Source organism: Pantoea sp. X-Soil-ISGK-355 (assembly GCF_059730805.1).
In genome coordinates this window covers 3,755,410-3,777,989 of record NZ_AP035971.1, presented here as the reverse complement: position 1 = coordinate 3,777,989, position 22,580 = coordinate 3,755,410, and the positions used below count along the sequence as shown (strand labels likewise).

Genomic DNA, 22,580 nt, shown 5'->3' with positions numbered 1-22,580 from the left:
CAGGCGGGCATTGCGCCCGCCCGGGTTTATTTCTTACGTGGGAAGTTTTTCTTCTGCCAGGCGACCAGTTCGAATACCCCGAACAGAAACACTTTGGCCTGGGTGACGCGGTCAATCGGCGGCGCATCTTTGGTCTGCGTGGTGCGCAGTAACACCAGCTGCAGACCATGCATCAGGATCATGAAAATCAGTGCAACGTTGATAAAATAAGTCAGTGGCTTCGGGTAGGGATGGACCAGATTAGCCAGTAAAAATCCCCACACGCATAGCATCAACAGACGCCCCAAATTAAGTAACATCCTGCGTCTCCTGTTGACGTTGATACAAACGATAAGCCACTTGTCCGGCTATTTTCTCGCGATAAAGATCCCACTCTGGCGGCACCGGCGGTGCGCCATTTTCCACTTCACTTTCGACGTAAATCAGCGCCTGGTCGGCCAGCCAGTGATTCTGCTCCAGCAACTGTAACGTCTGTTCCAGCAATCCCTGACGAAACGGCGGATCAATAAACACCACATCAAAGGGTGTACCCGCCTGTGCCAGCCAGTTTAGCGCATTGGTCTGAACCACGGTGCCATTCGTGGCGCGCAGCGTCTGCAGATTTTTTGATAACTGCTGTGCTACCGGACGTTCCAGCTCCAGCAGCGTCGCCGATCCCGCGTAACGCGACAGCGCTTCCAGTCCTAATGCGCCGCTACCGGCAAAGCAGTCGAGGCAGCGCGCTTCTGGCAGCACCGGGGCCAGCCAGTTAAACAGCGTCTCGCGAACCCGATCGGTCGTGGGGCGCAGTCCGGCGCTGTCCGGCACCGGCAGTTTGCGTCCGCGCCACTGGCCGCCAATGATGCGAATCTGCCCGGCACCGCCTGTACTGCGGGGGTTTTTATTCATCTTGCTCACAACTCGTCATAATTTGTTGCGTAGTTTAACGGGCGAATCGGTGAGAAGAAACGTTAAAAAAGGGTGCTGTGGTGAGCTGGCTGGAAAGTGTTAGACTACTGAGTTGCTGAAGTCATGCATTATTCTGCGGTTTACGCCGGTCTGGCGCTGACCAATTTCATTGATTTACCCCTGGAAACCACGCGCGACCGGGACAAAGCCATCGAGGAGTGTCGTCACACAATGGCAAAAGAGAAAAAACGTGGCTTTTTTTCCTGGCTGGGATTTGGCAAAGAGGAAGAGAAACAACCTGTAGCGGAGGAGCAGACACCAGAGGTCGCTGAACCCGCACAGCAGCAGACAGAACAGGAAGCCCCGGCATTAAGCCAGGCTGAAGCACAAGCGGAAGAGACTGTCGTCATCACCGAAACGGTGGCCGGGCAGCAGCGTGAGGCGGAAGTCACTGCGGCAGCGCCGCATGAATCAGCACCTGCGGTGCTGGATGAGGCTGAGCCGATTGAGGCCGACCCTGAAGCGCTGCTGGAGGTTGCCGCACCTGAACATGATGCGACGCCGGTCATAGACGCCGACGACGTGGTCACGCCGATCGCTGACGCGGAACCCGCAGACGCGCCGTTAAGCGAAGAAGAGCTGACGGCACTGGCGCTCGGCGACGCAGAAATCGTTGACATCCCGCACAGCGAAACCGACGCGCCGTTAAGCGAAGAAGAGCTGACGGCGCTGGCGCTGGGCGATGCAGAGATCGTCGAAACCCCGCACAGTGAAGCACAGTTAAACGACGAAGTGCCCAGGCCACAGGTGCTGGATGACGCCGCGAGCGCTGAAACGCAGGATAGCGAAGCAGACGCGCCGCTGACTGAGGAAGAGCTGACTGCACTGGCACTGGATGACGCCGATGTCACGGACCAGGAACCGACTGAGTCGCTATCCGATACCGTCAGCGATCTGCCGCTGGCCGCCGCGCCGCTCATCGTGCAGGAGCAGGAGCGTCCCAGCAAAGAGGGCTTCTTCTCCCGCCTGAAGCGCAGCCTGGTCAAAACCCGTCAGAACCTCGGTTCCGGTTTTATCAGCCTGTTCCGTGGCAAAAAGATTGATGATGACCTGTTTGACGAGCTGGAAGAGCAGTTGCTGATTGCGGATGTGGGCGTGGATACCACGCGTCGCATCATCACCAACCTGACCCAGCAGGCAAACCGCAAGCAGTTGCGTGACGCGGAAGCGCTCTACAGCCTGCTGAAAGCAGAGATGGCCTCGATTCTGGCGAAAGTGGATGCGCCACTGGATGTCTCAGGCAAAACGCCGTTTGTCATCCTGATGGTGGGCGTCAATGGCGTGGGTAAAACCACCACCATCGGTAAGCTGGCACGCCAGTATCAGGCTGAGGGCAAGTCCGTGATGTTAGCGGCCGGTGATACCTTCCGCGCCGCGGCGGTTGAGCAACTGCAGGTGTGGGGCCAGCGCAATAACATTCCGGTCATTGCGCAGCACACCGGCGCAGATTCCGCTTCGGTGATTTTCGATGCCATTCAGGCCGCGAAATCACGCGGCGTTGACGTGCTGATTGCCGATACGGCGGGTCGTCTGCAGAACAAATCGCACCTGATGGAAGAGCTGAAAAAAATCACCCGCGTGATGAAAAAGCTGGATGATTCCGCACCTCACGAAGTGATGCTGACGCTGGATGCCAGCACCGGACAGAATGCGGTCAGCCAGGCCCGACTGTTTAATGAAGCCGTCGGCCTGACCGGGATTGCGCTTACCAAGCTGGATGGCACCGCCAAAGGCGGCGTGATCTTCTCGGTGGCCGATCAGTTCGGTATTCCGATTCGCTACATCGGCGTTGGTGAAGGCATTGAAGATTTACGGCCGTTTAAGGCGGAAGATTTTATTGAGGCACTGTTTGCCCGAGAGGACTAATTAGGATGATTCGCTTTGAAGAGGTCAGTAAGGCATATCTCGGCGGACGTCAGGCGCTGCAGGGGGTAGATTTCCATCTGCGTCCCGGCGAAATGGCGTTTCTGACCGGCCACTCCGGTGCCGGTAAAAGTACCTTGCTGAAGCTGATTTGTGGCATTGAGCGCCCGAGTGCCGGAAAAATCTGGTTCAGCGGCCATGACATTTCCCGCCTGCGTAACAGTGAGGTGCCTTTCCTGCGTCGTCAGATTGGCATGATCTTCCAGGATCACCACCTGCTGATGGATCGGTCGGTTTATGACAATGTGGCGATCCCGCTGATTATTTCCGGTGCCAGCGGCGAGGATATCCGTCGTCGCGTCTCGGCGGCGCTGGATAAAGTAGGCCTGCTCGACAAAGCGAAAAGTTATCCGATTCAGCTTTCGGGCGGTGAGCAGCAGCGTGTGGGCATCGCCCGTGCGGTGGTGAACAAGCCGGCCGTACTGCTGGCCGATGAACCGACCGGTAACCTCGACGACGCGCTGTCAGAAGACATTCTGCGCCTGTTCGAAGAGTTCAACCGCGTCGGCGTCACCGTCCTGATGGCGACGCATGACAGCGGCCTGATCGCCCGACGTAACTACCGGATGATGACGCTGAATCAGGGACGTCTGCACGGAGGCCACGATGGTCAATAAACGCATTAAACGTCCGGCTGCGCCGAAAGCTAAGCAGCCGTCGAAGTCGAAGAGTAAAGCGCTGAAGGGCGGCTGGCAGGAGCAGTGGCGCTATGCGCTGCGCGGTACGCTTTCGGATATGTGGCGTCAGCCGCTGGCTACACTGCTGACGGTGATGGTCATCGCCATTTCTCTGACGCTGCCCAGCGTCTGCTACATGGTGTGGAAAAACGTCAGTCAGGCGGCCACGCAGTGGTATCCGGCGCCGCAGTTGACCGTTTATCTCTCCAAAACGCTGGATGACACGGCGGCAGAAAACGTAGTGGCGCAGCTCAAGCAGGTCGAAGGCGTAGATAACGTCAACTACCTGACGCGGGAAGAGGCGCTGAATGAGTTCCGTAACTGGTCGGGCTTTGGTGGCGCAATGGATATGCTGGAGCAGAATCCGCTGCCTGCGGTAGCCATCATCACGCCTAAGCTCAACTTCCAGAACTCAGACACCATGCAGAGCCTGCGCGATCGGGTGAGCAAAGTGCAGGGCGTGGATGAAGTGCGAATGGATGACAGCTGGTTTGCGCGGCTGGCGGCACTGACCGGGTTGGTGGGGCAGATTGCCTCCATGATTGGCGTGCTGATGATTGTGGCGGTGTTCCTGGTGATCGGTAACAGTGTCCGCCTCAGCATCTTTGCGCGACGCGACACCATTAACGTGCAGAAGCTGATTGGTGCCACCGATGGCTTTATCCTGCGTCCGTTCCTCTATGGCGGCGCGCTGCTGGGCTTCAGCGGCGCGGTGCTGTCGCTGCTGCTGTCAGAAGTGCTGGTGCTGCGTCTGCAGTCGGTCGTCGCCAGTGTGGCAACCGTATTTGGTACCACCTTCTCGCTGGAAGGCTTCTCCTGGGATGAAGCGCTGCTGCTGCTACTGATTGCGGCCATCATCGGCTGGGTGGCAGCCTGGCTGGCAACGGTACAACATTTACGTCGATTTACGCCGCAGTAAACGCCTGCAACATTTTTTTGTTATAATGGTCCTCTGCTACCGATAGTGGGTGCAGAGGATTTTTCCCCTCTTCCCTTCCTGTCATCTGTGTGTAAAATATTCACTGCTATAATTGAACTTGTGGATAACTTTATCACTCTAAGTAGCACAGATTGCTTTCGGATCTCGCGCGACGTTGACGTAATGTATCGTCTGCGCAGGGAAATGTGCGGCAATTCCACTGAATTTGTGAGGGTTTGAATGACCAAAGAAATGCAAACTTTAGCTATTGCTCCTCTTGGCAACCTGGAGTCTTACGTCCGGGCTGCGAATACCTGGCCGATGCTCTCGGCTGAAGAGGAAAAAGCGTTGGCTGAACGGCTGCATTACCAGGGCGATCTGGAAGCAGCAAAGACGCTGATCCTGTCTCACCTACGCTTTGTAGTTCATATCGCTCGTAATTACTCCGGCTATGGTCTGCCACAGGCTGACCTGGTCCAGGAAGGCAACATCGGCCTGATGAAAGCGGTGCGTCGCTTCAACCCTGAAGTGGGCGTGCGTCTGGTTTCGTTCGCCGTGCACTGGATTAAAGCGGAGATTCACGAATACGTGCTGCGTAACTGGCGTATTGTGAAAGTCGCGACCACCAAAGCACAGCGTAAGCTGTTCTTTAACCTGCGTAAAACCAAGCAGCGTCTGGGCTGGTTCAATCAGGACGAAGTCGAGATGGTTGCGCGCGAGCTGGGCGTAAGCAGCAAAGACGTGCGCGAAATGGAATCGCGTATGGCCGCGCAGGATATGACCTTTGATATGTCTGCCGACGACGAGAGCAGCGAAGGCCGTTCGATGGCACCGGTGCTGTATCTGCAGGATAAAACCTCTGACTTTGCCGACGGCATCGAAGAGGATAACTGGGATGCGCATGCGGCTGACAAGCTGAGCTATGCGATGGAAGGTCTGGATGAGCGCAGTCAGCACATCATTCGCGCCCGCTGGCTGGACGAAGACAATAAAACCACGCTGCAGGAACTGGCCGATCAGTACGGCGTATCCGCCGAACGTGTCCGGCAGCTGGAAAAGAACGCCATGAAGAAACTGCGTATGGCGATTGAAGCGTAACGCACTTCAACACCTTAAGGGGCGACAGATGATGTCGCCCTTTTTGTTTTCTGCGTCCGGCTAGTCTGCCGCCCGTATCCAGCCATCACTCTGCGCCCTGAAGCCACACGCCTGCATAAACGCCGCGCGTACCTGCTGATCGTCACTGCCATCATCGGCAATCCACCAGTCCGCGATTGAACCATTCTGCCTGATTGTCTCCTCCAGCAAATACTGTCCTACCCCGCGTCGCCGGGTGACATCGCGCACCGCCAGCCGGTGAACCTTGCCATGGATGCCGGAGATTTCCAGCTGCAAACCTGCCAGCAGACGGTCATTAAAACGCGCCGCGTAAAGACGATGAGACTCACTTAAACCCTGTTCCAGTTTTTCCATCTCCAGATCCGGCCAGACTTTGCCAAGATCGATGCGGTCCTGCGGCGTCAGCGCGGTCAGGCGCTGGATAGTGAGCTTCATAACAAAAACCTCTAAAAAAGGGGAAAGTGTAGCGAAAGTATACAACCAGAGGGCCACCACATTTTCATCAATAAAACAGGTCAAAAGATGGCCTGGATGCCAGGATAACAGGAGTAAACCTGGATAGCGGGCGAAGAATCCAGCATAACACGCTGGCAAAGTGGTCATAAACCGGCCATTGCATCCAGTGTATTATGCTGTTTAACCCGGTCAATTCTGAATGTGTCAGTTGATTTACAGAAGAAACTTCCTGTTTAATAACCTGAAAAATAAAGCCTTATTACTAATAAATGTCAGAAAAGTACGCTAACTCATTCATCATTAATCAGTTTTCGACTTTATCTGGCAACGCAAGCACTCACAACATACACGACAAAATAAATGGGGTAGTCAGGATGAAAATGAAAGGGCGCGCATTACTGGCGGGATGTGTAGCACTGGCGATGAGCCATGCGGCGCTGGCTGAAGATATCAAAGTGGCAATTGTCGGCGCAATGTCAGGTCCGGTAGCGCAGTACGGCGACATGCAGTTCGCCGGTGCAACGCAGGCGATTGAAGATATTAACGCCAAAGGCGGCGTTAACGGCAACAAACTGGTGGCGGTGAAATATGATGACGCCTGTGACCCGAAACAGGCGGTTGCGGTCGCGAACAAGGTGATTAACGATGGCATCCGCTACGTCATCGGCCACCTCTGCTCTTCCTCCACCCAGCCGGCGTCTGACATCTATGAAGATGAAGGCGTGCTGATGATCACCCCGGCCGCGACCGCACCTGACCTGACTTCCCGTGGCTATAAACTGATTATGCGCACCACCGGCCTCGACTCCGATCAGGGGCCGACCGCCGCGAAATATGTGATGACCGAGCTGAAACCGCAGCGTATCGCAGTGGTTCACGACAAACAGCAGTATGGCGAAGGCCTGGCGCGCTCCGTGCAGGAGAGCCTGAAAAAGCAGGGCGCTAATATCGTGATGTTTGAAGGAATCACCGCGGGCGATAAAGATTTCTCTACGCTGGTAGCCCGCTTCAAGAAAGAGAACGTCGATTTCGTCTATTTCGGCGGTTACTACCCGGAAATGGGCCAAATCGTGCGTCAGGCACGTGCTGCTGGCCTGAAAACCCAGTTTATGGGACCAGAGGGTGTGGGTAACGCCTCGCTGTCGAACATTGCTGGTGCGGCTTCTGAAGGCATGCTGGTGACCCTGCCGAAACGTTACGACCAGGTCGAAACTAACAAACCGATCGTTGACGCGCTGAAAGCGAAGAAACTGGATCCGACCGGCCCGTTCGTCTGGACCACCTATGCCGCTCTGCAGTCGCTGGCAACCGGTATGGAGCGCAGCAAGAGCGCTGAGCCGGACGCTATCGTGAAAAACCTCAAGGAAGGCGCTGCGGTCCCAACCGTGATGGGCAACCTGAACTGGGATGAGAAGGGCGATCTCAAGGGCTTTGAATTCGGCGTCTTCAAATGGCATGCCGATGGCACCTCGACGGCTGTGAAGTAAACCAGGCTGTTTTGTGGTGAGCGGGAGGCCGGGTAACCGGTTTCCCCTGACCAGCGACACGAACGCCTGGTGCTCGTCTGCCAGGCGTTTTTTGTACCCCGATCGCCTGCGATCGGTTAAGTAAGGGTCAAGGTATGTCCGAGCAGTTCCTCTATTTTATTCAGCAGATGTTTAACGGTGTGACCCTGGGTAGCACTTACGCGCTGATCGCCATCGGTTACACCATGGTTTACGGCATTATCGGCATGATCAACTTCGCCCACGGCGAGGTCTACATGATCGGTAGCTATGTCTCCTTTATCGTGATCGCCGCCCTGATGATGATGGGCATCGACACTACCTGGCTGATGATTGCTGCTGGCTTTGTGATGGCGGTGATTATCTCCAGCGCCTACGGCTGGAGCATTGAGCGCGTCGCCTACCGGCCTGTGCGTTCATCCAAGCGCCTGATTGCGCTGATCTCCGCCATCGGGATGTCGATATTCCTGCAAAACTACGTCAGCCTGACGCAGGGTTCACGCGACCTGGCGCTGCCGAGCCTGATCACCGGACAGTGGACGGTAGGCGAGAGCAACGGGTTTGCCGCCACGATTTCTACCATGCAGATTGTGATCTGGGTGGTGACGTTCCTGGCGATGCTGGCGCTGACCACCTTTATCCGCTATTCCCGTATGGGCCGCGCCTGTCGCGCCTGCGCTGAAGACCTGAAAATGGCCAGCCTGCTGGGGATTAACACCGACCGCGTGATCTCGCTGACCTTTGTGATCGGTGCCGCGATGGCGGCAGTCGCAGGCGTGCTGCTGGGCCAGTTCTATGGGTCGATCAACCCCTTCATCGGCTTTATGGCGGGCATGAAAGCCTTTACCGCCGCGGTGCTGGGCGGAATTGGCAGTATTCCGGGCGCAATGATTGGCGGCCTGGTACTGGGCATCGCTGAAGCGCTGACTTCTGCGTATCTCAGCACGGAATATAAAGATGTGGTCTCGTTTGCCCTGCTGATTGTGGTGCTGCTGGTGATGCCGACCGGGATTCTGGGTCGCCCGGAGGTTGAAAAAGTATGAAGATCTCCTTTATCAATGCCCTGATCTCGTCGGTGATGCTGCTGGTGCTTGCCACCTTTTTTATGGGATTGCGCCTGAATCTGGACGGCACGAATCTGGTAGTGCAGAACGCGGGTAGCGTGCGCTGGAACTGGATCGCCGCAGGCTGTGCGGTGGTGTTTCTGTTCCAGCTGTTGCGTCCGGTGTGGCAAAGCGGCCTGAAGAAAATCTCCGGTCCGGCGCTGGTGTTGCCTGGCCTGGATGGCTCGACGCCAAAGCAGAAGCTGGTGATGGCAGTGATGATTATCGCCGCCATTGCCTGGCCATTCCTGGTGTCACGCGGCACCGTCGATATCGCCACCATGACGCTGATCTATGTGATGCTCGGTCTGGGCTTAAACGTGGTGGTCGGTCTCTCTGGCCTGCTGGTACTGGGTTATGGCGGCTTTTACGCCATCGGTGCCTACACTTTTGCGCTGCTGAATCACTATTACGGTCTTGGCTTCTGGCAATGCCTGCCGCTTTCCGGCATGGTCGCTGCATTGTTTGGTCTGCTGCTGGGCTTCCCGGTGCTGCGACTGCGCGGCGACTATCTGGCGATTGTGACGCTGGGCTTCGGTGAGATCGTGCGTATTCTGCTGCTGAACAATACCGCCCTGACCGGCGGGCCGAATGGCATCAGCCAGATCCCGAAACCGACGCTGTTTGGTCTGGAGTTTGGCCGTACGCCCCGTGAAGGCGGCTGGGATACCTTCCATAACTTCTTTGGGCTGAAGTACGATCCCAGCGACCGCATCATCTTCCTCTACCTGGTGGCGCTGCTGCTGGTGGTATTGACGCTGTTCGTGATCAACCGGCTGCTGCGGATGCCGCTGGGCCGGGCCTGGGAAGCGCTGCGCGAAGATGAGATTGCCTGTCGTTCACTGGGCCTGAGTCCGACCCGCATCAAGCTGACCGCCTTTACCATCAGTGCCGCGTTTGCCGGTTTTGCCGGCAGTCTCTTCGCGGCGCGTCAGGGCTTTGTCAGCCCGGAATCCTTTACCTTTGTCGAGTCCGCCTTTGTGCTGGCGATTGTGGTATTGGGCGGGATGGGCTCGCAGTTTGCGGTCATTCTGGCCGCCATCCTGCTGGTGGTGTCACGCGAGCTGATGCGCGACCTCAATGAATACAGCATGCTGGTGCTGGGTGGCCTGATGGTGCTGATGATGATCTGGCGTCCGCAGGGCCTGTTGCCGATGAAGCGTCCGCATCTGAAGCTCAGAACCGGTAAACAAGGAGAACAGGCATGATTCAGCCTTTATTAGCCGTTGAAGGCCTGATGATGCGCTTCGGCGGTCTGTTAGCCGTGAACAATGTGGCACTGGAGCTGCGTCCACAGGAGATCGTTTCACTGATTGGTCCCAACGGTGCCGGTAAAACCACCGTGTTCAACTGCCTGACCGGCTTTTACAAACCCACCGGTGGCACGATCAAACTGCGTGAGCAGCATCTGGAAGGGTTGCCGGGCCAGAAGATTGCGCGGATGGGCATCGTGCGGACTTTCCAGCACGTGCGTCTGTTCCGTGAGATGACGGTGATTGAGAACCTGCTGGTCGCGCAGCATCAGCATCTGAAAAGCGGCGTATTTTCCGGCCTGCTGAAAACCCCGGCGTTTCGCCGCAGTGAGAGCGAGGCGCTGGATCGTGCGGCGACCTGGCTGGAGCGGGTGGGTCTGCTGGATCTGGCGAACCGTCAGGCGGGCAATCTGGCCTATGGTCAGCAGCGCCGTCTGGAGATTGCGCGCTGTATGGTGACGCGCCCGGAGATTCTGATGCTGGATGAACCGGCGGCGGGTCTTAACCCCAAAGAGACCCACGAGCTGGACGCGCTGATTGCGGAACTGCGTGGTGAACACAAGGTGTCGGTGCTGCTGATTGAACATGATATGAAGCTGGTGATGGGTATTTCTGACCGTATTTACGTGGTTAATCAGGGAACGCCGCTGGCTAACGGAACGCCGGAGGAGATTCGTAATAATCCGGATGTCATTCGTGCCTATTTAGGAGAGGCCTGAGATGGCAAATGCGATGTTAACCATTGAGAACGTCAGCGCTCACTACGGCAAAATTCAGGCGCTGCACAACGTTAGTCTCTATATCAATCAGGGCGAAATCGTCACCCTGATTGGCGCTAACGGCGCCGGAAAAACCACGCTGCTGGGCACGCTGTGCGGCGAGCCGCGCGCGACCCAGGGCACCATCACTTTTGATGGCAAAGCCATTACCGACTGGCAAACGGCGCGCATCATGCGTGAAGCGATCGCCATCGTGCCAGAGGGACGGCGGGTGTTTTCGCGCATGACGGTGGAAGAGAACCTGGCGATGGGCGGCTTTTTTGCCAGCCGCCCGGAGTATCTGACGCGGATTAAGCGCGTGTATGAACTCTTTCCACGGCTGGAGGAGCGTAAAATCCAGCGTGCCGGGACGATGTCAGGCGGCGAACAGCAGATGCTGGCGATTGGCCGTGCGCTGATGAGCCAGCCGCGCCTGCTGTTGCTGGATGAGCCGTCGCTGGGACTGGCACCGATCATTATTCAGCAGATCTTCGACACGATTGAGCAGTTGCGCAGCGAAGGGATGACGATTTTCCTGGTGGAGCAGAATGCCAATCAGGCGCTGAAGCTGGCTGATCGGGGCTATGTGCTGGAGAACGGGCATGTCGTGCTCGAAGATAGCGGTGCAGCGCTCCTATCCAACGAAGCCGTCCGCAGCGCTTACTTAGGTGCCTGATGGGGCACGGCCTGGCTTACTTGCCAGGTTCCGGTTGGGCAGTGCTCGCCATCCTCACGTACTACGTGTACGCTCCGGTGGCTGCGCGCTGTCCGCCCGCAACCTGGCTGCGCCGCCGACGGCCTTTGAAAGTGATGCGGAATGTGTCGCTGACGGCCTTGAGTGTTGGTTTGAGTGGAGCCGCCGACGGCCTTCGACTTCAGTGAAGTGAAAACCTCAGTAAGGTATTTTCAGCTTCCAGTCGCTCTGCAATTTATGTAACTAAAAACTGGTATCGCGGGCGTTTTGCCGCCGTGCTGCCAGCGTCCTCTTTTTCTCAATAAAGCCTGTCACCCGCCTGTCATCTTCCTGTTATTAATCCGTCATTTCCCCGTGTCATGTTACTTCGCGAACCAGAAATCCGTGATTTCACGCGTATTTACCTGCACAGGAAAATTCTATGTCCGTCGTTACCTTTCGTCGTAGCCTGATGAGCGTGCTGCTCGGTCTGACACTCAGCAGCCATGCCATGGCCGCCACTGAGATTCCTTTCTGGCACTCTATGGAAGGCGAGTTAGGCAAAGAAGTGGATTCGCTGGCACAGCGTTTTAACCAGACGCATCCCGATTACAAAATTGTTCCGACCTACAAAGGTAACTACGAGCAGAGCCTGGCGGCAGGGATTGCGGCCGTGCGCAGCGGCAAAGCCCCCGCGGTACTGCAGGTCTATGAAGTCGGTACGGCGACCATGATGGCTTCTAAGGCGATTGTGCCGGTGCATCAGGTTTTCAAAGATGCTGGCATCCCCTTTGATGAAAAGCAGTTCGTACCAACGGTGGCGGGCTACTACAGCGACAGCAAAGGTCAGCTGATCTCTCAGCCGTTCAACAGCTCGACGCCGGTGCTCTACTACAACAAAGACGCCTTCAAAAAAGCGGGCCTTAACCCGGATCAACCCCCTAAAACCTGGCAGGAGCTGGCGACGGATGCCGCCGCACTGCGCAAATCGGGGATGAGCTGTGGCTACGCCAGCGGCTGGCAGGGCTGGATCCAGATTGAAAACTTCAGCGCCTGGCATGCGCTGCCGGTGGCGACAGAGAACAACGGATTTGATGGGCTCAACGCGGTGCTGGAGTTCAACAAGCCGGTACAGGTTCGTCACATCGACCTGCTGGAAGCGATGAACAAAAAAGGGGACTTCACCTACTTTGGCCGCAAAGATGAGTCCACCGCCAAGTTCTACAACGGTGACTGCGGTATCACTACCGCCTCATCCGGATCGCTGGCTGATATCCGCCACTACGCCAAATTCAACTTCGGCGTCGGCATGATGCCGTATGACGACACCGTGCCGAATGCACCGCAGAACGCCCTGATCGGCGGGGCCAGCCTGTGGGTGATGAAAGGCAAAGATGCGGCAACCTACAAAGGCGTGGCCGAGTTCATGCAGTTCCTGGCTAAACCGGAAATCGCCGCGGAATGGCACCAGAAAACCGGCTATCTGCCGATTACCACCGCCGCCTACGAGCTGACGAAACAGCAGGGCTTCTACGATAAGAATCCGGGTGCAGATATTGCGACCCGCCAGATGATGAACAAGCCGCCACTGCCGTTCACCAAAGGCATGCGTCTGGGCAACATGCCGCAGATTCGTACCGTGATCGACGAGGAGCTGGAAAGCGTCTGGACCGGCAAACAGTCGCCGCAAAGCGCGCTGGATAACGCAGTGAAACGCGGCAACGAACTGCTGCGCCGCTTTCAGCAGCAGGTGAAATAATCTCTCCTCTGGCCAGCCCAGGCTGGCCCCTCTTTTCTGACGCCAGGTACGCCATGTCTTCATCCCGTCCGGTTTTTCGCACCAGCCTGTTGCCCTATCTTCTGGTGCTGCCGCAACTGCTGATTACCGCCATCTTCTTTCTCTGGCCTGCCGGTGAAGCGCTGTGGTACTCGCTGCAAAGCCTCGACCCCTTTGGCATCTCCAGCAGCTTTGTCGGGCTGGAAAACTTCAGACGCCTGTTTGCCGATCCCTACTATCTGGACTCGTTCTGGACCACGATAAAATTCAGCGGCATGGTCACGGTGTTCGGCATGGTCTTTTCGCTGCTGCTGGCGGCGCTGGTGGATTATGTGGTGCGACTGCGCCGCCTCTATCAGACCCTGCTGCTGCTGCCCTACGCCGTTGCGCCTGTGGTGGCTGCGGTGCTGTGGATGTTTCTGTTTAACCCCGGTCTGGGCCTGTTCAGCTATCTGCTGAACCACATCGGCTACGACTGGAACTATGCGCAAAACAGCGGTCAGGCGATGTTCCTGATTGTGCTGGCATCAATCTGGCAGCAGATGAGCTACAACTTCCTGTTCTTTTTTGCCGCCCTGCAATCTATTCCCAAATCGCTGGTGGAAGCCGCCGCCATTGACGGTGCCGGGCCGGTGCGTCGCTTCTTCAACCTCTCACTGCCGCTGATCACGCCCGTGAGTTTCTTTCTGCTGGTGGTGAACCTCATCTACGCCTTCTTCGATACCTTCCCGGTGATTGATGCCGCGACCGGCGGCGGGCCGGTGCAGGCGACCACCACGCTGATCTACAAAATCTATCGTGAAGGCTTTACCGGTCTGGATCTCTCCTCGTCCGCGGCGCAGTCGGTGGTGCTGATGCTGCTGGTCATCGGGCTGACGGTGCTCCAGTTCCGCTTTGTTGAACGTAAGGTGCAATACCAATGATTGAGAATCGACGCGGGCTGGATATCTTCAGCCACATCGTGCTGGTGCTGGGCGTGCTCACTATCCTGTTTCCGCTCTATGTCGCCTTTGTGGCGGCGACGCTGGATAACGAGGCGGTCTATCAGGTGCCGATGACGCTGGTGCCCGGTACGCACCTGTGGGAGAACATCTCGCGCATCTGGACCCATGGCGTCAACGGCAGCGGGCCAGCGTTTGGCCTGATGCTGCTCAACAGCATGATCATGGCGCTGGGCATCACCTTCGGCAAAATCACCGTGTCGATGCTGTCGGCGTTTGCGCTGGTCTGGTTCCGTTTTCCGCTGCGCACGCTCTTTTTCTGGCTGATCTTCATCACCCTGATGCTGCCGGTAGAGGTGCGTATCTTTCCTACGGTTCAGGTGATTGCCGATCTCAACCTGCTCGACAGCTACAGCGGATTAACCCTGCCACTGATGGCATCGGCAACCGCGACCTTTCTGTTCCGCCAGTTCTTTATGTCACTGCCGGATGAGCTGGTGGAAGCGGCGCGCATCGACGGTGCCAGCGCGATGCGCTTCTTTATCGACATTGTTCTGCCGCTGTCAAAAACCAATCTGGCGGCGCTGTTTGTCATCACCTTTATCTACGGCTGGAACCAGTATCTCTGGCCGCTGCTGATTATCAATGACGCCAGCCTCGGCACGGCGGTGGCAGGGATCAAAAGCATGATCTCCTCCAGCGGTTCGCCGACCCAGTGGAACGAAGTGATGGCGGCAATGTTATTAACCCTGATCCCACCGCTGGTGGTGGTGTTAGTCATGCAGCGTGCCTTTGTGCGCGGTCTGGTTGAGAGTGAGAAATAAGATGGCAGGCGTAACCCTTCAGGCAGTAACCAAGTCCTACGATGGCAAAAATCAGATCATTCAGCCGCTGAACGTCACCATCAATGACGGCGAATTTATGGTGATGGTCGGGCCGTCCGGCTGCGGCAAATCGACCCTGCTGCGCATGGTGGCCGGACTGGAGCGCGTCAGCTCCGGCGATATCTATATCGACAACCGGCGCGTCACTCAGGAAGAGCCGAAAGATCGCGGCATTGCGATGGTGTTCCAGAACTACGCGCTCTATCCCCATATGTCGGTAGAGGAGAACATGGCCTATGGCCTGAAAATCCGCGGTATGGGCAAAGAGCAGATTCGCCAGCGGGTACTTGAAACGGCGCGCAGTCTGGAGCTGGATCACCTGCTGATGCGGCGGCCTCGCGAGCTGTCTGGCGGACAGCGCCAGCGCGTGGCGATGGGGCGCGCCATCGTACGTGAACCGGCAGTGTTTCTGTTTGATGAGCCGTTGTCGAATCTTGATGCCCGCCTGCGGGTGCAGATGCGGCTGGAACTGCAACAGCTGCATCGCCGCTTACAGACCACCAGCCTCTATGTCACGCATGATCAGGTGGAGGCGATGACGCTGGCGCAGCGGGTGATGGTAATGAACAAAGGGGTGGTCGAGCAGCTTGGCACGCCGGTTGAGGTGTATGAACGTCCCGCCAGCCAGTTTGTTGCCTCGTTTATCGGCGCGCCTGCCATGAACCTGCTGAAAGGACAGTTCAGCAGCGACGGATCGCGCTTTGACCTCGACGCCTCGCATGCCCTGCCGCTCAGCGACACAAAAGCGAAATGGGCCAACCGGCCGGTGGTGCTGGGCATCCGGCCAGAGCACATCCGGCTCAGTAGCCGCGAGCAGGGCGGCGTGCCGCTGCGGGTCGATACGCTGGAGATGCTGGGTGCCGATAATCTGGCCCATGGTCGCATCGGTGACACGCCACTGGTGGTACGCTTAGCCCACAGCGAACGGCCGCAGCCAGGCAGTACGCTGTGGCTGCATCTGCCGTCAGATGCGTTACACTTCTTCGATTCAACTCATGGAAAGCGTCTGGAATGAGCACACAACACTGGCCTTATCCCCGCATCGTCGCCCATCGTGGCGGCGGTAAACTGGCACCAGAAAACACGCTGGCCGCGATCGACACTGGCGCGAAGTATGGTCATCAGATGATTGAATTTGATGCCAAATTATCGGCGGATGCGCAGATCTTCCTGCTGCATGACGACACGCTGGATCGCACCAGTAACGGCTGGGGCGTCGCGGGTCAGCTGCCGTGGGAGAAGCTGTCGCAGCTCGACGCGGGCAGCTGGTTTGGCAACGCGTTTACCGGCGAGAAGCTGGCGCGGCTGGATGAAGTCGCGGCCCGCTGTCGTCAGCATCAGATGATGGTGAACATCGAAATCAAACCGACCACCGGCAGTGACGCCGAAACCGGACGCGCCGTGGCGCAGGCTGCCGCGATCCTGTGGCAGGGTCAGACCGCACCGTTGCTCTCTTCGTTCTCTTTTGAAGCACTGGAAGCGGCGATGCAGGTCGAGCCAGGGCTGCCGCGTGGCCTGCTGTCGCACAGCTGGGATCCACAGTGGCAGGAAAAAACCACGGCGCTGGCGTGCGTATCCATCCACCTCAACCATAAAGTGCTGACTGCGGAGCGGGTTGCAGAGCTGAAAAGTGCGGGCCTGAAGATTCTGGTCTATACCGTGAACAGCCCGGACCGGGCGCGGGAATTGCTGACGTGGGGCGTCGATGCCATCTGTACCGACAGCATCGACATCATTGGCCCCGATTTTCATTAGTTCTGATTCGGACTCTGGTTCTGCTGGCCCGGCTGTGTGGTTATCACCCGCTGTTGGGCGCTGTTGCGCTGCTCCTGCATTTTACGCTGCATGTCCTGCGTCTGACGCTGCTGATCCTGGCGCAGCTTCAGCTGTTGCTGCTGTTGCTGGCTCTGCATCTGCGACTGCATTCGCTGCTGGCTCGGGTTATAGCCCGGTTTATTTGGATCGTTGGTGCTGTTCAGCGTGTTCGCCTGACTGGCGAAAGGCAGCAGGGCGGCTAAAACAATCATCCACTTTTTCATCTTTGCTCCTTCCTTTATCGCGACAGGTTTTTTGGGTGCACAACGGCGCACACCGATATCAGGGTCGCACCCATAAGTTTACGCGATATCACAGACCTTACTTTCCGATCTATTCCTGATTTGACTTAACCCCGGTTATTTTGCTGTATTTGTAGGCACTTGCAGAAATGATAAAAAAATGTAAATAACAACATGGGATGGTGGCAGGATGAAAATGCAGCAGACAGTGCGTCAGCTTAGCTGGTCGCTGGTGATGAGCTTCACCATGGTGGCAGGCACTTATGCCGCGCCCACTCAGGCACCACCGGTCTCCTACGGCGTGGACAGTGATACCTTTCACCCGGTAAAAGCGCAGCACGGCATGGTAGCGTCGGTGGATGCGCTTGCAACCCAGGTGGGCGTGGAAATTCTGCGTCAGGGCGGTAATGCGGTAGATGCCGCGGTCGCCGTGGGCTTTGCGCTGGCTGTGACCCATCCGCAGGCGGGCAACCTGGGCGGCGGCGGCTTTATGCTGCTGCGCACTGCCTCTGGCCGCGCGACCGCTATCGATTTCCGTGAAATGGCACCGGGCCATGCGTCGCGCGATATGTTTCTGGATAAGCAGGGCAACGCCGACAGTAAGCTGTCGCTGACGTCACACCTTGCTTCCGGCACGCCGGGCACCGTTGCCGGACTGGCGCTGGCTGCGCAGAAATATGGCACCCTGCCGCTGAGCACGCTGCTGGCACCAGCGATCAAACTGGCGCGTGACGGCATTCCGGTCAACGATGCGCTGGCGGATGACCTGAAGACCTACGGCAAAGAAGTGTTGATCACCCATCCGAACAGTAAAGCGATTTTCTATAAACCGGACGGCACGCCGTGGCAGAAGGGCGATCGGCTGGTGCAGAAAAACCTGGCCCACAGCCTGCAACTGATTGCCCGTCAGGGACCGGATGCGTTTTACAAAGGTGAAATCGCGGATGAGATCGCCGGCGAGATGGCGCAGCATGGCGGCCTGATCAACAAAGCTGATCTGGCGGCCTATCGTGCGGTCGAGCGAACGCCTGTCAGCGGAACATACCGTGGCTATGAAGTCTTCTCTATGCCGCCGCCGTCATCCGGTGGTATCCACATCGTGCAGATCCTCAATATCCTGGAGAACTTCGATCTGGCGAAGATGGGCTTTGGCAGTGCTGACGCCATGCAGGTGATGGCAGAAGCGGAGAAATATGCCTACGCGGACCGCTCGGAATATCTTGGCGATCCCGATTTCGTGAAGGTACCGTGGCAGGCGCTGACCAGTAAAGCCTATGCCAAAACGCTGGCGCAGCAGATCGATGTAGCAAAGGCGCGCCCTTCCAGCGAGATCAAGCCCGGTAAGCTCGAACCTTACGAAAGTAATCAGACCACCCATTTCTCGGTGGTGGATAAGCAGGGCAATGCCGTTGCGGTAACCTATACCCTTAACACCTATTTCGGCAGCGGAATTGTGGCGGGCAAGAGTGGCATCCTGATGAATAATGAGATGGATGACTTCTCTGCCAAGCCAGGCACGCCAAATGTCTACGGGCTGGTCGGCGGGGAAGCGAATGCGGTGCAACCGGCGAAACGTCCGTTGTCATCGATGTCGCCGACTATCGTCGCCAAAGGGGGCAAAACCTGGCTGGTGACCGGCAGTCCTGGCGGCAGCCGCATTATCACCACGGTATTGCAGATGGTGGTTAACAGCATCGATTTCGGGATGAATGTGGCGGAAGCCACCAATGCGCCGCGCTTCCATCATCAGTGGCTGCCGGATCAGCTGCGGGTGGAGAAGGGCTTCAGTCCCGATACGCTGCGTCTGCTGGAAACCAAAGGTCAGCATGTGAAGGTACTTCCGTCGATGGGCAGTACGCAGAGCATCATGATCGGGCCGGATGGCATGCTCTACGGCGCTTCCGATCCGCGCAGCATCGATGATTTGAGTGCGGGTTATTGAGATTTGAGACTGCTGACAAACTCAAACCCGGGTGAATCTGACAGCAATAAATAAGCTTAACGCGCAGGGAACTGGGTCAGAAGAGGAAAGCGTCCCGCGACTGGGACAAAAACGCCGGGAGCGTTTTTGAACAACGCAACGCGTTGGCCCGGATACGGGCGCACCTCATGGATGAGGTGCGTAATCGCGCGGGCCGAGCATGTCATGGATGACGGCTTTTGCGTCTTTCCGATCTGACCCTGTTTCCTGCGCAGCCGCTAACTGACAGCGAACCTTGTCAGGGTTTATCAGCAGAAAGGGCGCCTTCGGTGCTCTTTCTGCTTCCACACGTCAGGCTTTAACCCGCGCCATATAATGCGCGTCAATCAGTTCACCGTGTCGCATTGCGAAGCCTTTAGCCGTTCCCTCAATCTCAAACCCGAAACGCTGATACAGGGCGATAGCCGGGCCATTATCCACGAACACCGTCAGCTCCATTCGGCTCACCTGTAGCCAGTTGTCACATAACGAGACCATTTCACGCATGAGTGCAGTACCGACGCCTCGCTGCCGGTAGCGTTCATCCACGCCCATCCCCAGCGAGGCGACGTGACGGCGTCTGGGACGTGCTACTGCGTCCAGCGCACACTGGCCTACAACCTCTTCGTCGATACAGGCCACCAGCAGATGCGAATGGGGCGGTGGTGTAGCGAGGCGGGTCTGCCACATCTGTAGCGATGAGTGAGGCAGATGCAGCGTGCTGGCCTGGGTATCTGGCTGACTGTAAATCCTGTGCAGCGCAGCAGCATCTTCTGGCATGACGTGGCGGACAACTATTTCACTCATGGTCTCTCCTTTAGTCCATAAAAACCTTTTAAACATCAAGGTATTCACCGCGTTAATCAGGGTAAAAAATGTGAAAAGAACTTTACAGACGCGAATGATAATGATTATTATTGCTATGCGTTTCCGGGAGGTCGCCCGACAGCCTGGAAAAGCACGACATTGCTCACATTGCTTCCAGTATTATTTCGCCAGCTTAGATGCTGGCTTTTTTTTGCCTGCACTCCTTCAATCCTTTTCAGCCACTGCGTCGCACTCATTCAATGAATTTGAAAAGAGGCGTGAAGTTTTTCAGCTATCAATCAAACCGCCTCAGGGACACACTATAAAAAACATTGAGGAGATTTGAACATGATCTATGTACGCAAAGCTGAAGAACGCGGTCACGCAAACCATGGCTGGCTGGATAGCTGGCATACCTTCTCTTTCGCCAGCTATCACGATGCGAACTTCATGGGGTTCTCCGCGCTGCGGGTCATCAATGAAGATGTGATCGATGGCGGTCAGGGATTTGGCACCCATCCGCATAAAGATATGGAAATTCTGACCTACGTGCTCTCCGGTACGGTTGAGCATCAGGACAGCATGGGCAACAAAGAGCAGATCCCGGCAGGGGAGTTCCAGATCATGAGCGCCGGTACTGGCGTGCGTCACTCGGAATACAACGCCAGCGAAAGCGAGCCGTTGCACCTCTATCAGATCTGGATCATTCCTGAGCGCACCGGCATTGAACCACGCTACGATCAGCGCCGCTTCCCGGATGTGCAGGGACGTCAGCTGGTGTTAAGCCCCGATGCCCGTGAAGGATCGCTGAAAGTTTATCAGGACATGACCTTATCGCGCTGGGTACTGGCTGCCGGTGAGCAGGATAACGTCGCGATTGATGCGGGACGCCGTATCTGGATTCAGGTCGTGAAAGGTGATGTTACCGTTAACGGCAACGCAGTTAACACCAGCGACGCCCTGGCGATCTGGGACGAAAGCGCGCTGACGATTGAAGCCAGCTCGGCTGCCGAAGTTCTGCTATTTGATCTGCCACCCGTCTAAGCAGATAACGGGCGCGACTCGTCGCGCCCGGTTAGGAATTTTGTGACAGAAAAGTGATAGACTCATCGTACTTTAGCTTTCAGGGCGATCCCAGGCGCTACGATGAAGAAGAAAAGACCGGTATTACAGGATGTTGCCGATCGCGTCGGCATTACAAAAATGACCGTCAGCCGTTACCTGCGTAATCCTGAGCAGGTCTCTGTTGCCCTGCGGGACAAGATTGCAGTGGCACTGGATGAGCTGGGTTATATCCCCAATCGCGCCCCCGATATGCTTTCTAACGCTACCAGCCGTGCCATCGGCGTACTGCTGCCATCACTCACTAACCAGGTTTTTGCTGACGTATTGCGCGGCATTGAAGCCGTCACTGACGAAGCCAACTATCAGACGCTGGTCGCCCACTTTGGTTACAACCCGCAAAAAGAGGAGCTGCAACTGCGCTCGCTGCTGGGCTGGAACATTGATGGCGTTATCCTCACCGAACGCACCCATACGCCAGGCACGCTGCGTATGCTGGAAGTGGCCGGTATTCCGGTGATTGAGGTGATGGACAGCGTTACACCCTGCCTGGATATGGCGGTCGGCTTTGATAACGTCGAAGCGGCCCGGCAGATGACGCAGGCGATCCTCAGTAAAGGCCATCGTCACACCGTCTATCTTGGCGCACGCCTTGATGAACGTACGCTGCAAAAGCAGCGCGGTTATGAAATCGCCATGCACGAAGCGGGTCTGACGCCGCACAGCGTGATGATGGAAGATGCCTCATCATTCAGCGCCGGTGGCGATTTGCTGCGTGAGGCGCAACGTCTCTATCCTGAAACGGATAGCCTGTTCTGTACCAATGATGACCTGGCGGTCGGCGCGATGTTTGAGTGTCAGCGCCAGGGATTGCAGGTACCCATTCAGATGGCGATTGCGGGTTTTCACGGCCATGATATCAGTCAGGTCGTCACACCACAGCTGGCGACCGTGCTGACGCCACGCGACCGCATGGGGCGTGAAGCGGCGGCGATGTTGCTGGCGCGTATTGCCGGTGAGAACAGTGATAATCCGCTTCGGGATATCGGTTTTGAGATCAGTGAAGGTGGCAGCATCTGATTGTGATGTTTTTATGAGTCAGCTCACACTTTTATGCTTTTCCTGGTAAAAAGGTTGCCAGGCTGTTAACCGGCCAGGAGAATGAGAAACGACATTGTTATCGGTAACATTGGCAAATTCTCACCTGCCGGAGCAGAAAAATGACAACGCAATCCCCGTCGCATCACGTTTTTATCCTGATGGGCGTTTCAGGCAGCGGAAAGTCTGCTGTCGCCAACCAGGTCTCTCACCAGCTGAATACAGCCTTTCTTGACGGTGATTTTCTCCACCCGCGCGCCAATATCCTGAAGATGGCCGATGGTCATCCGCTGGATGACAGCGATCGCCAGCCGTGGTTACAGGCGCTGAATGATGCCGCATTTGCCATGCAGCGGACCCAGGCGATCTCCATCATTGTCTGCTCAGCCCTGAAAAAAAGTTATCGCGACATTCTGCGTCAGGGCAATGACAACCTGCGTTTTGTCTACCTGAAAGGCGATTTTGACACCATCGAAGCCCGCCTGAAGGCGCGTAAGGGCCACTTCTTCAAGCCGCAGATGCTGGTAACCCAGTTTGCCACGCTGGAAGAGCCAGGGCGGGACGAGCCGGATGTCCTGGTCGTGGATATCGCGCATTCACTGGACGAGGTGGTAGCGGCTACGGTTGCAACTATTCAGGACGCTATCAGCCAGGGTTAGA

At 56.7% G+C, this 22,580-nt stretch carries 23 protein-coding genes; 18 read left to right on the top strand and 5 right to left on the bottom strand.

All coding sequences use genetic code 11. From position 1 onward, the window contains the following. Positions 1-26: 26 nt before the first annotated feature. Positions 27-299 (bottom strand): DUF1145 family protein, encoded by a 273-nt coding sequence (locus AC6I8J_RS17445; RefSeq protein ID WP_003852192.1) that lies wholly within the window; start codon positions 297-299, stop codon positions 27-29. After that, the gene (gene rsmD / locus AC6I8J_RS17440) at positions 289-888 is read right to left on the bottom strand and encodes a 16S rRNA (guanine(966)-N(2))-methyltransferase (RefSeq protein ID WP_222924888.1); all 600 of its coding nucleotides are present in this window, start codon (positions 886-888) and stop codon (positions 289-291) included. The genes AC6I8J_RS17445 and rsmD overlap by 11 nt, the downstream gene beginning before the upstream one ends. Positions 889-1,119: 231 nt before the next feature. On the opposite strand from rsmD, the gene ftsY reads away from it, so the two are divergent. From ftsY to rpoH, 4 genes are all read left to right on the top strand, one after another. Beyond that, positions 1,120-2,814 carry a signal recognition particle-docking protein FtsY gene (gene ftsY, locus AC6I8J_RS17435; protein WP_161735572.1) on the top strand — a complete coding sequence of 565 codons (1,695 nt, stop codon included), beginning with the start codon at positions 1,120-1,122 and terminating at the stop codon, positions 2,812-2,814. 5 nt (positions 2,815-2,819) lie between these two features. After that, on the top strand, positions 2,820-3,488 hold the full coding sequence (gene ftsE / locus AC6I8J_RS17430; protein ID WP_013359348.1) for a cell division ATP-binding protein FtsE: 669 nt from the start codon (positions 2,820-2,822) through the stop codon (positions 3,486-3,488). Beyond that, positions 3,478-4,467, top strand: coding sequence for a permease-like cell division protein FtsX (gene ftsX / locus AC6I8J_RS17425; protein ID WP_013359347.1), 990 nt, complete (start codon positions 3,478-3,480; stop codon positions 4,465-4,467). The genes ftsE and ftsX overlap by 11 nt, the downstream gene beginning before the upstream one ends. A 240-nt stretch (positions 4,468-4,707) precedes the next feature. Next, on the top strand, positions 4,708-5,565 hold the full coding sequence (rpoH, locus tag AC6I8J_RS17420) for an RNA polymerase sigma factor RpoH (protein WP_003852201.1): 858 nt from the start codon (positions 4,708-4,710) through the stop codon (positions 5,563-5,565). A gap of 60 nt (positions 5,566-5,625) precedes the next feature. Here rpoH and panM read toward each other — a convergent pair whose 3' ends face one another. Next, positions 5,626-6,021: an aspartate 1-decarboxylase autocleavage activator PanM gene (panM, locus tag AC6I8J_RS17415; protein WP_013359346.1), complete on the bottom strand. Its 396-nt coding sequence runs from the start codon at positions 6,019-6,021 to the stop codon at positions 5,626-5,628. A 395-nt stretch (positions 6,022-6,416) separates the two neighbouring features. Here panM and AC6I8J_RS17410 point away from each other — a divergent pair, with 395 nt between their 5' ends. The 10 genes from AC6I8J_RS17410 (at position 6,417) to ugpQ (ending at position 16,691) form a co-directional block, all read left to right on the top strand. Next, complete coding sequence (locus tag AC6I8J_RS17410) at positions 6,417-7,529, top strand: branched-chain amino acid ABC transporter substrate-binding protein (RefSeq protein WP_013359345.1); 1,113 nt, start codon at positions 6,417-6,419, stop codon at positions 7,527-7,529. A gap of 134 nt (positions 7,530-7,663) precedes the next feature. Then, positions 7,664-8,590, top strand: coding sequence for a high-affinity branched-chain amino acid ABC transporter permease LivH (gene livH, locus AC6I8J_RS17405; protein ID WP_009087789.1), 927 nt, complete (start codon positions 7,664-7,666; stop codon positions 8,588-8,590). Then, a complete protein-coding gene (locus tag AC6I8J_RS17400) occupies positions 8,587-9,858 on the top strand; it encodes a high-affinity branched-chain amino acid ABC transporter permease LivM (RefSeq protein ID WP_161735544.1) in 1,272 nt (423 codons plus the stop codon). The genes livH and AC6I8J_RS17400 overlap by 4 nt, the downstream gene beginning before the upstream one ends. Further along, positions 9,855-10,622 carry a high-affinity branched-chain amino acid ABC transporter ATP-binding protein LivG gene (livG, locus tag AC6I8J_RS17395; RefSeq protein ID WP_013359342.1) on the top strand — a complete coding sequence of 256 codons (768 nt, stop codon included), beginning with the start codon at positions 9,855-9,857 and terminating at the stop codon, positions 10,620-10,622. Before AC6I8J_RS17400 ends, livG begins: the two co-directional genes overlap by 4 nt. Position 10,623: 1 nt before the next feature. Beyond that, a complete protein-coding gene (gene livF / locus AC6I8J_RS17390) occupies positions 10,624-11,337 on the top strand; it encodes a high-affinity branched-chain amino acid ABC transporter ATP-binding protein LivF (RefSeq protein ID WP_013359341.1) in 714 nt (237 codons plus the stop codon). Between the two features lie 439 nt (positions 11,338-11,776). Then, complete coding sequence (gene ugpB, locus AC6I8J_RS17385) at positions 11,777-13,093, top strand: sn-glycerol-3-phosphate ABC transporter substrate-binding protein UgpB (RefSeq protein ID WP_161735542.1); 1,317 nt, start codon at positions 11,777-11,779, stop codon at positions 13,091-13,093. A gap of 53 nt (positions 13,094-13,146) precedes the next feature. Then, on the top strand, positions 13,147-14,034 hold the full coding sequence (ugpA, locus tag AC6I8J_RS17380) for a sn-glycerol-3-phosphate ABC transporter permease UgpA (RefSeq protein ID WP_260059418.1): 888 nt from the start codon (positions 13,147-13,149) through the stop codon (positions 14,032-14,034). Beyond that, complete coding sequence (ugpE, locus tag AC6I8J_RS17375; RefSeq protein ID WP_161735538.1) at positions 14,031-14,876, top strand: sn-glycerol-3-phosphate ABC transporter permease UgpE; 846 nt, start codon at positions 14,031-14,033, stop codon at positions 14,874-14,876. Before ugpA ends, ugpE begins: the two co-directional genes overlap by 4 nt. Position 14,877: 1 nt before the next feature. Continuing rightward, positions 14,878-15,951: a sn-glycerol-3-phosphate import ATP-binding protein UgpC gene (locus AC6I8J_RS17370; RefSeq protein WP_161735536.1), complete on the top strand. Its 1,074-nt coding sequence runs from the start codon at positions 14,878-14,880 to the stop codon at positions 15,949-15,951. Further along, a complete protein-coding gene (ugpQ, locus tag AC6I8J_RS17365) occupies positions 15,948-16,691 on the top strand; it encodes a glycerophosphodiester phosphodiesterase (protein WP_161735534.1) in 744 nt (247 codons plus the stop codon). The genes AC6I8J_RS17370 and ugpQ overlap by 4 nt, the downstream gene beginning before the upstream one ends. On the opposite strand, the gene AC6I8J_RS17360 is transcribed toward ugpQ, so the two are convergent. After that, positions 16,688-16,975, bottom strand: a complete 288-nt coding sequence (locus AC6I8J_RS17360; RefSeq protein ID WP_161735532.1) for a DUF2756 domain-containing protein — start codon at positions 16,973-16,975, stop codon at positions 16,688-16,690. The two genes, ugpQ and AC6I8J_RS17360, sit on opposite strands and share 4 nt — an antisense overlap. Positions 16,976-17,183: 208 nt before the next feature. Between AC6I8J_RS17360 and ggt the strand changes: the two genes are divergently transcribed. Continuing rightward, positions 17,184-18,935, top strand: coding sequence for a gamma-glutamyltransferase (ggt, locus tag AC6I8J_RS17355; RefSeq protein ID WP_161735530.1), 1,752 nt, complete (start codon positions 17,184-17,186; stop codon positions 18,933-18,935). Between the two features lie 330 nt (positions 18,936-19,265). Here ggt and AC6I8J_RS17350 read toward each other — a convergent pair whose 3' ends face one another. Beyond that, positions 19,266-19,760 carry a GNAT family N-acetyltransferase gene (locus tag AC6I8J_RS17350; RefSeq protein WP_161735528.1) on the bottom strand — a complete coding sequence of 165 codons (495 nt, stop codon included), beginning with the start codon at positions 19,758-19,760 and terminating at the stop codon, positions 19,266-19,268. 348 nt (positions 19,761-20,108) lie between these two features. Between AC6I8J_RS17350 and AC6I8J_RS17345 the strand changes: the two genes are divergently transcribed. The 3 genes from AC6I8J_RS17345 (at position 20,109) to gntK (ending at position 22,579) form a co-directional block, all read left to right on the top strand. Further along, on the top strand, positions 20,109-20,804 hold the full coding sequence (locus AC6I8J_RS17345; RefSeq protein ID WP_497825599.1) for a pirin family protein: 696 nt from the start codon (positions 20,109-20,111) through the stop codon (positions 20,802-20,804). A 102-nt stretch (positions 20,805-20,906) separates the two neighbouring features. Then, positions 20,907-21,902 carry a gluconate operon transcriptional repressor GntR gene (gntR, locus tag AC6I8J_RS17340; protein ID WP_161735524.1) on the top strand — a complete coding sequence of 332 codons (996 nt, stop codon included), beginning with the start codon at positions 20,907-20,909 and terminating at the stop codon, positions 21,900-21,902. A gap of 140 nt (positions 21,903-22,042) precedes the next feature. Further along, positions 22,043-22,579 (top strand): gluconokinase, encoded by a 537-nt coding sequence (gntK, locus tag AC6I8J_RS17335; protein ID WP_161735522.1) that lies wholly within the window; start codon positions 22,043-22,045, stop codon positions 22,577-22,579. Position 22,580 lies beyond the last annotated feature (1 nt).

Bases quoted from the DNA above. Each gene is read 5' to 3' on its own strand.
- rsmD (WP_222924888.1), bottom strand. From the start codon at position 888: ATGAATAAAAACCCCCGCAGTACAGGCGGTGCCGGGCAGATTCGCATC.
- gntK (WP_161735522.1), top strand. From the start codon at position 22,043: ATGACAACGCAATCCCCGTCGCATCACGTTTTTATCCTGATGGGCGTT.
- livF (WP_013359341.1), top strand. From the start codon at position 10,624: ATGGCAAATGCGATGTTAACCATTGAGAACGTCAGCGCTCACTACGGC.
- ugpQ (WP_161735534.1), top strand. From the start codon at position 15,948: ATGAGCACACAACACTGGCCTTATCCCCGCATCGTCGCCCATCGTGGC.
- ftsX (WP_013359347.1), top strand. From the start codon at position 3,478: ATGGTCAATAAACGCATTAAACGTCCGGCTGCGCCGAAAGCTAAGCAG.
- AC6I8J_RS17445 (WP_003852192.1), bottom strand. From the start codon at position 299: ATGTTACTTAATTTGGGGCGTCTGTTGATGCTATGCGTGTGGGGATTT.
- AC6I8J_RS17410 (WP_013359345.1), top strand. From the start codon at position 6,417: ATGAAAATGAAAGGGCGCGCATTACTGGCGGGATGTGTAGCACTGGCG.
- livG (WP_013359342.1), top strand. From the start codon at position 9,855: ATGATTCAGCCTTTATTAGCCGTTGAAGGCCTGATGATGCGCTTCGGC.
- gntR (WP_161735524.1), top strand. From the start codon at position 20,907: ATGAAGAAGAAAAGACCGGTATTACAGGATGTTGCCGATCGCGTCGGC.
- AC6I8J_RS17400 (WP_161735544.1), top strand. From the start codon at position 8,587: ATGAAGATCTCCTTTATCAATGCCCTGATCTCGTCGGTGATGCTGCTG.
- AC6I8J_RS17360 (WP_161735532.1), bottom strand. From the start codon at position 16,975: ATGAAAAAGTGGATGATTGTTTTAGCCGCCCTGCTGCCTTTCGCCAGT.
- livH (WP_009087789.1), top strand. From the start codon at position 7,664: ATGTCCGAGCAGTTCCTCTATTTTATTCAGCAGATGTTTAACGGTGTG.
- panM (WP_013359346.1), bottom strand. From the start codon at position 6,021: ATGAAGCTCACTATCCAGCGCCTGACCGCGCTGACGCCGCAGGACCGC.
- ugpE (WP_161735538.1), top strand. From the start codon at position 14,031: ATGATTGAGAATCGACGCGGGCTGGATATCTTCAGCCACATCGTGCTG.
- AC6I8J_RS17350 (WP_161735528.1), bottom strand. From the start codon at position 19,760: ATGAGTGAAATAGTTGTCCGCCACGTCATGCCAGAAGATGCTGCTGCG.
- rpoH (WP_003852201.1), top strand. From the start codon at position 4,708: ATGACCAAAGAAATGCAAACTTTAGCTATTGCTCCTCTTGGCAACCTG.
- AC6I8J_RS17370 (WP_161735536.1), top strand. From the start codon at position 14,878: ATGGCAGGCGTAACCCTTCAGGCAGTAACCAAGTCCTACGATGGCAAA.
- ggt (WP_161735530.1), top strand. From the start codon at position 17,184: ATGAAAATGCAGCAGACAGTGCGTCAGCTTAGCTGGTCGCTGGTGATG.
- ftsY (WP_161735572.1), top strand. From the start codon at position 1,120: ATGGCAAAAGAGAAAAAACGTGGCTTTTTTTCCTGGCTGGGATTTGGC.
- ftsE (WP_013359348.1), top strand. From the start codon at position 2,820: ATGATTCGCTTTGAAGAGGTCAGTAAGGCATATCTCGGCGGACGTCAG.
- ugpB (WP_161735542.1), top strand. From the start codon at position 11,777: ATGTCCGTCGTTACCTTTCGTCGTAGCCTGATGAGCGTGCTGCTCGGT.
- AC6I8J_RS17345 (WP_497825599.1), top strand. From the start codon at position 20,109: ATGATCTATGTACGCAAAGCTGAAGAACGCGGTCACGCAAACCATGGC.
- ugpA (WP_260059418.1), top strand. From the start codon at position 13,147: ATGTCTTCATCCCGTCCGGTTTTTCGCACCAGCCTGTTGCCCTATCTT.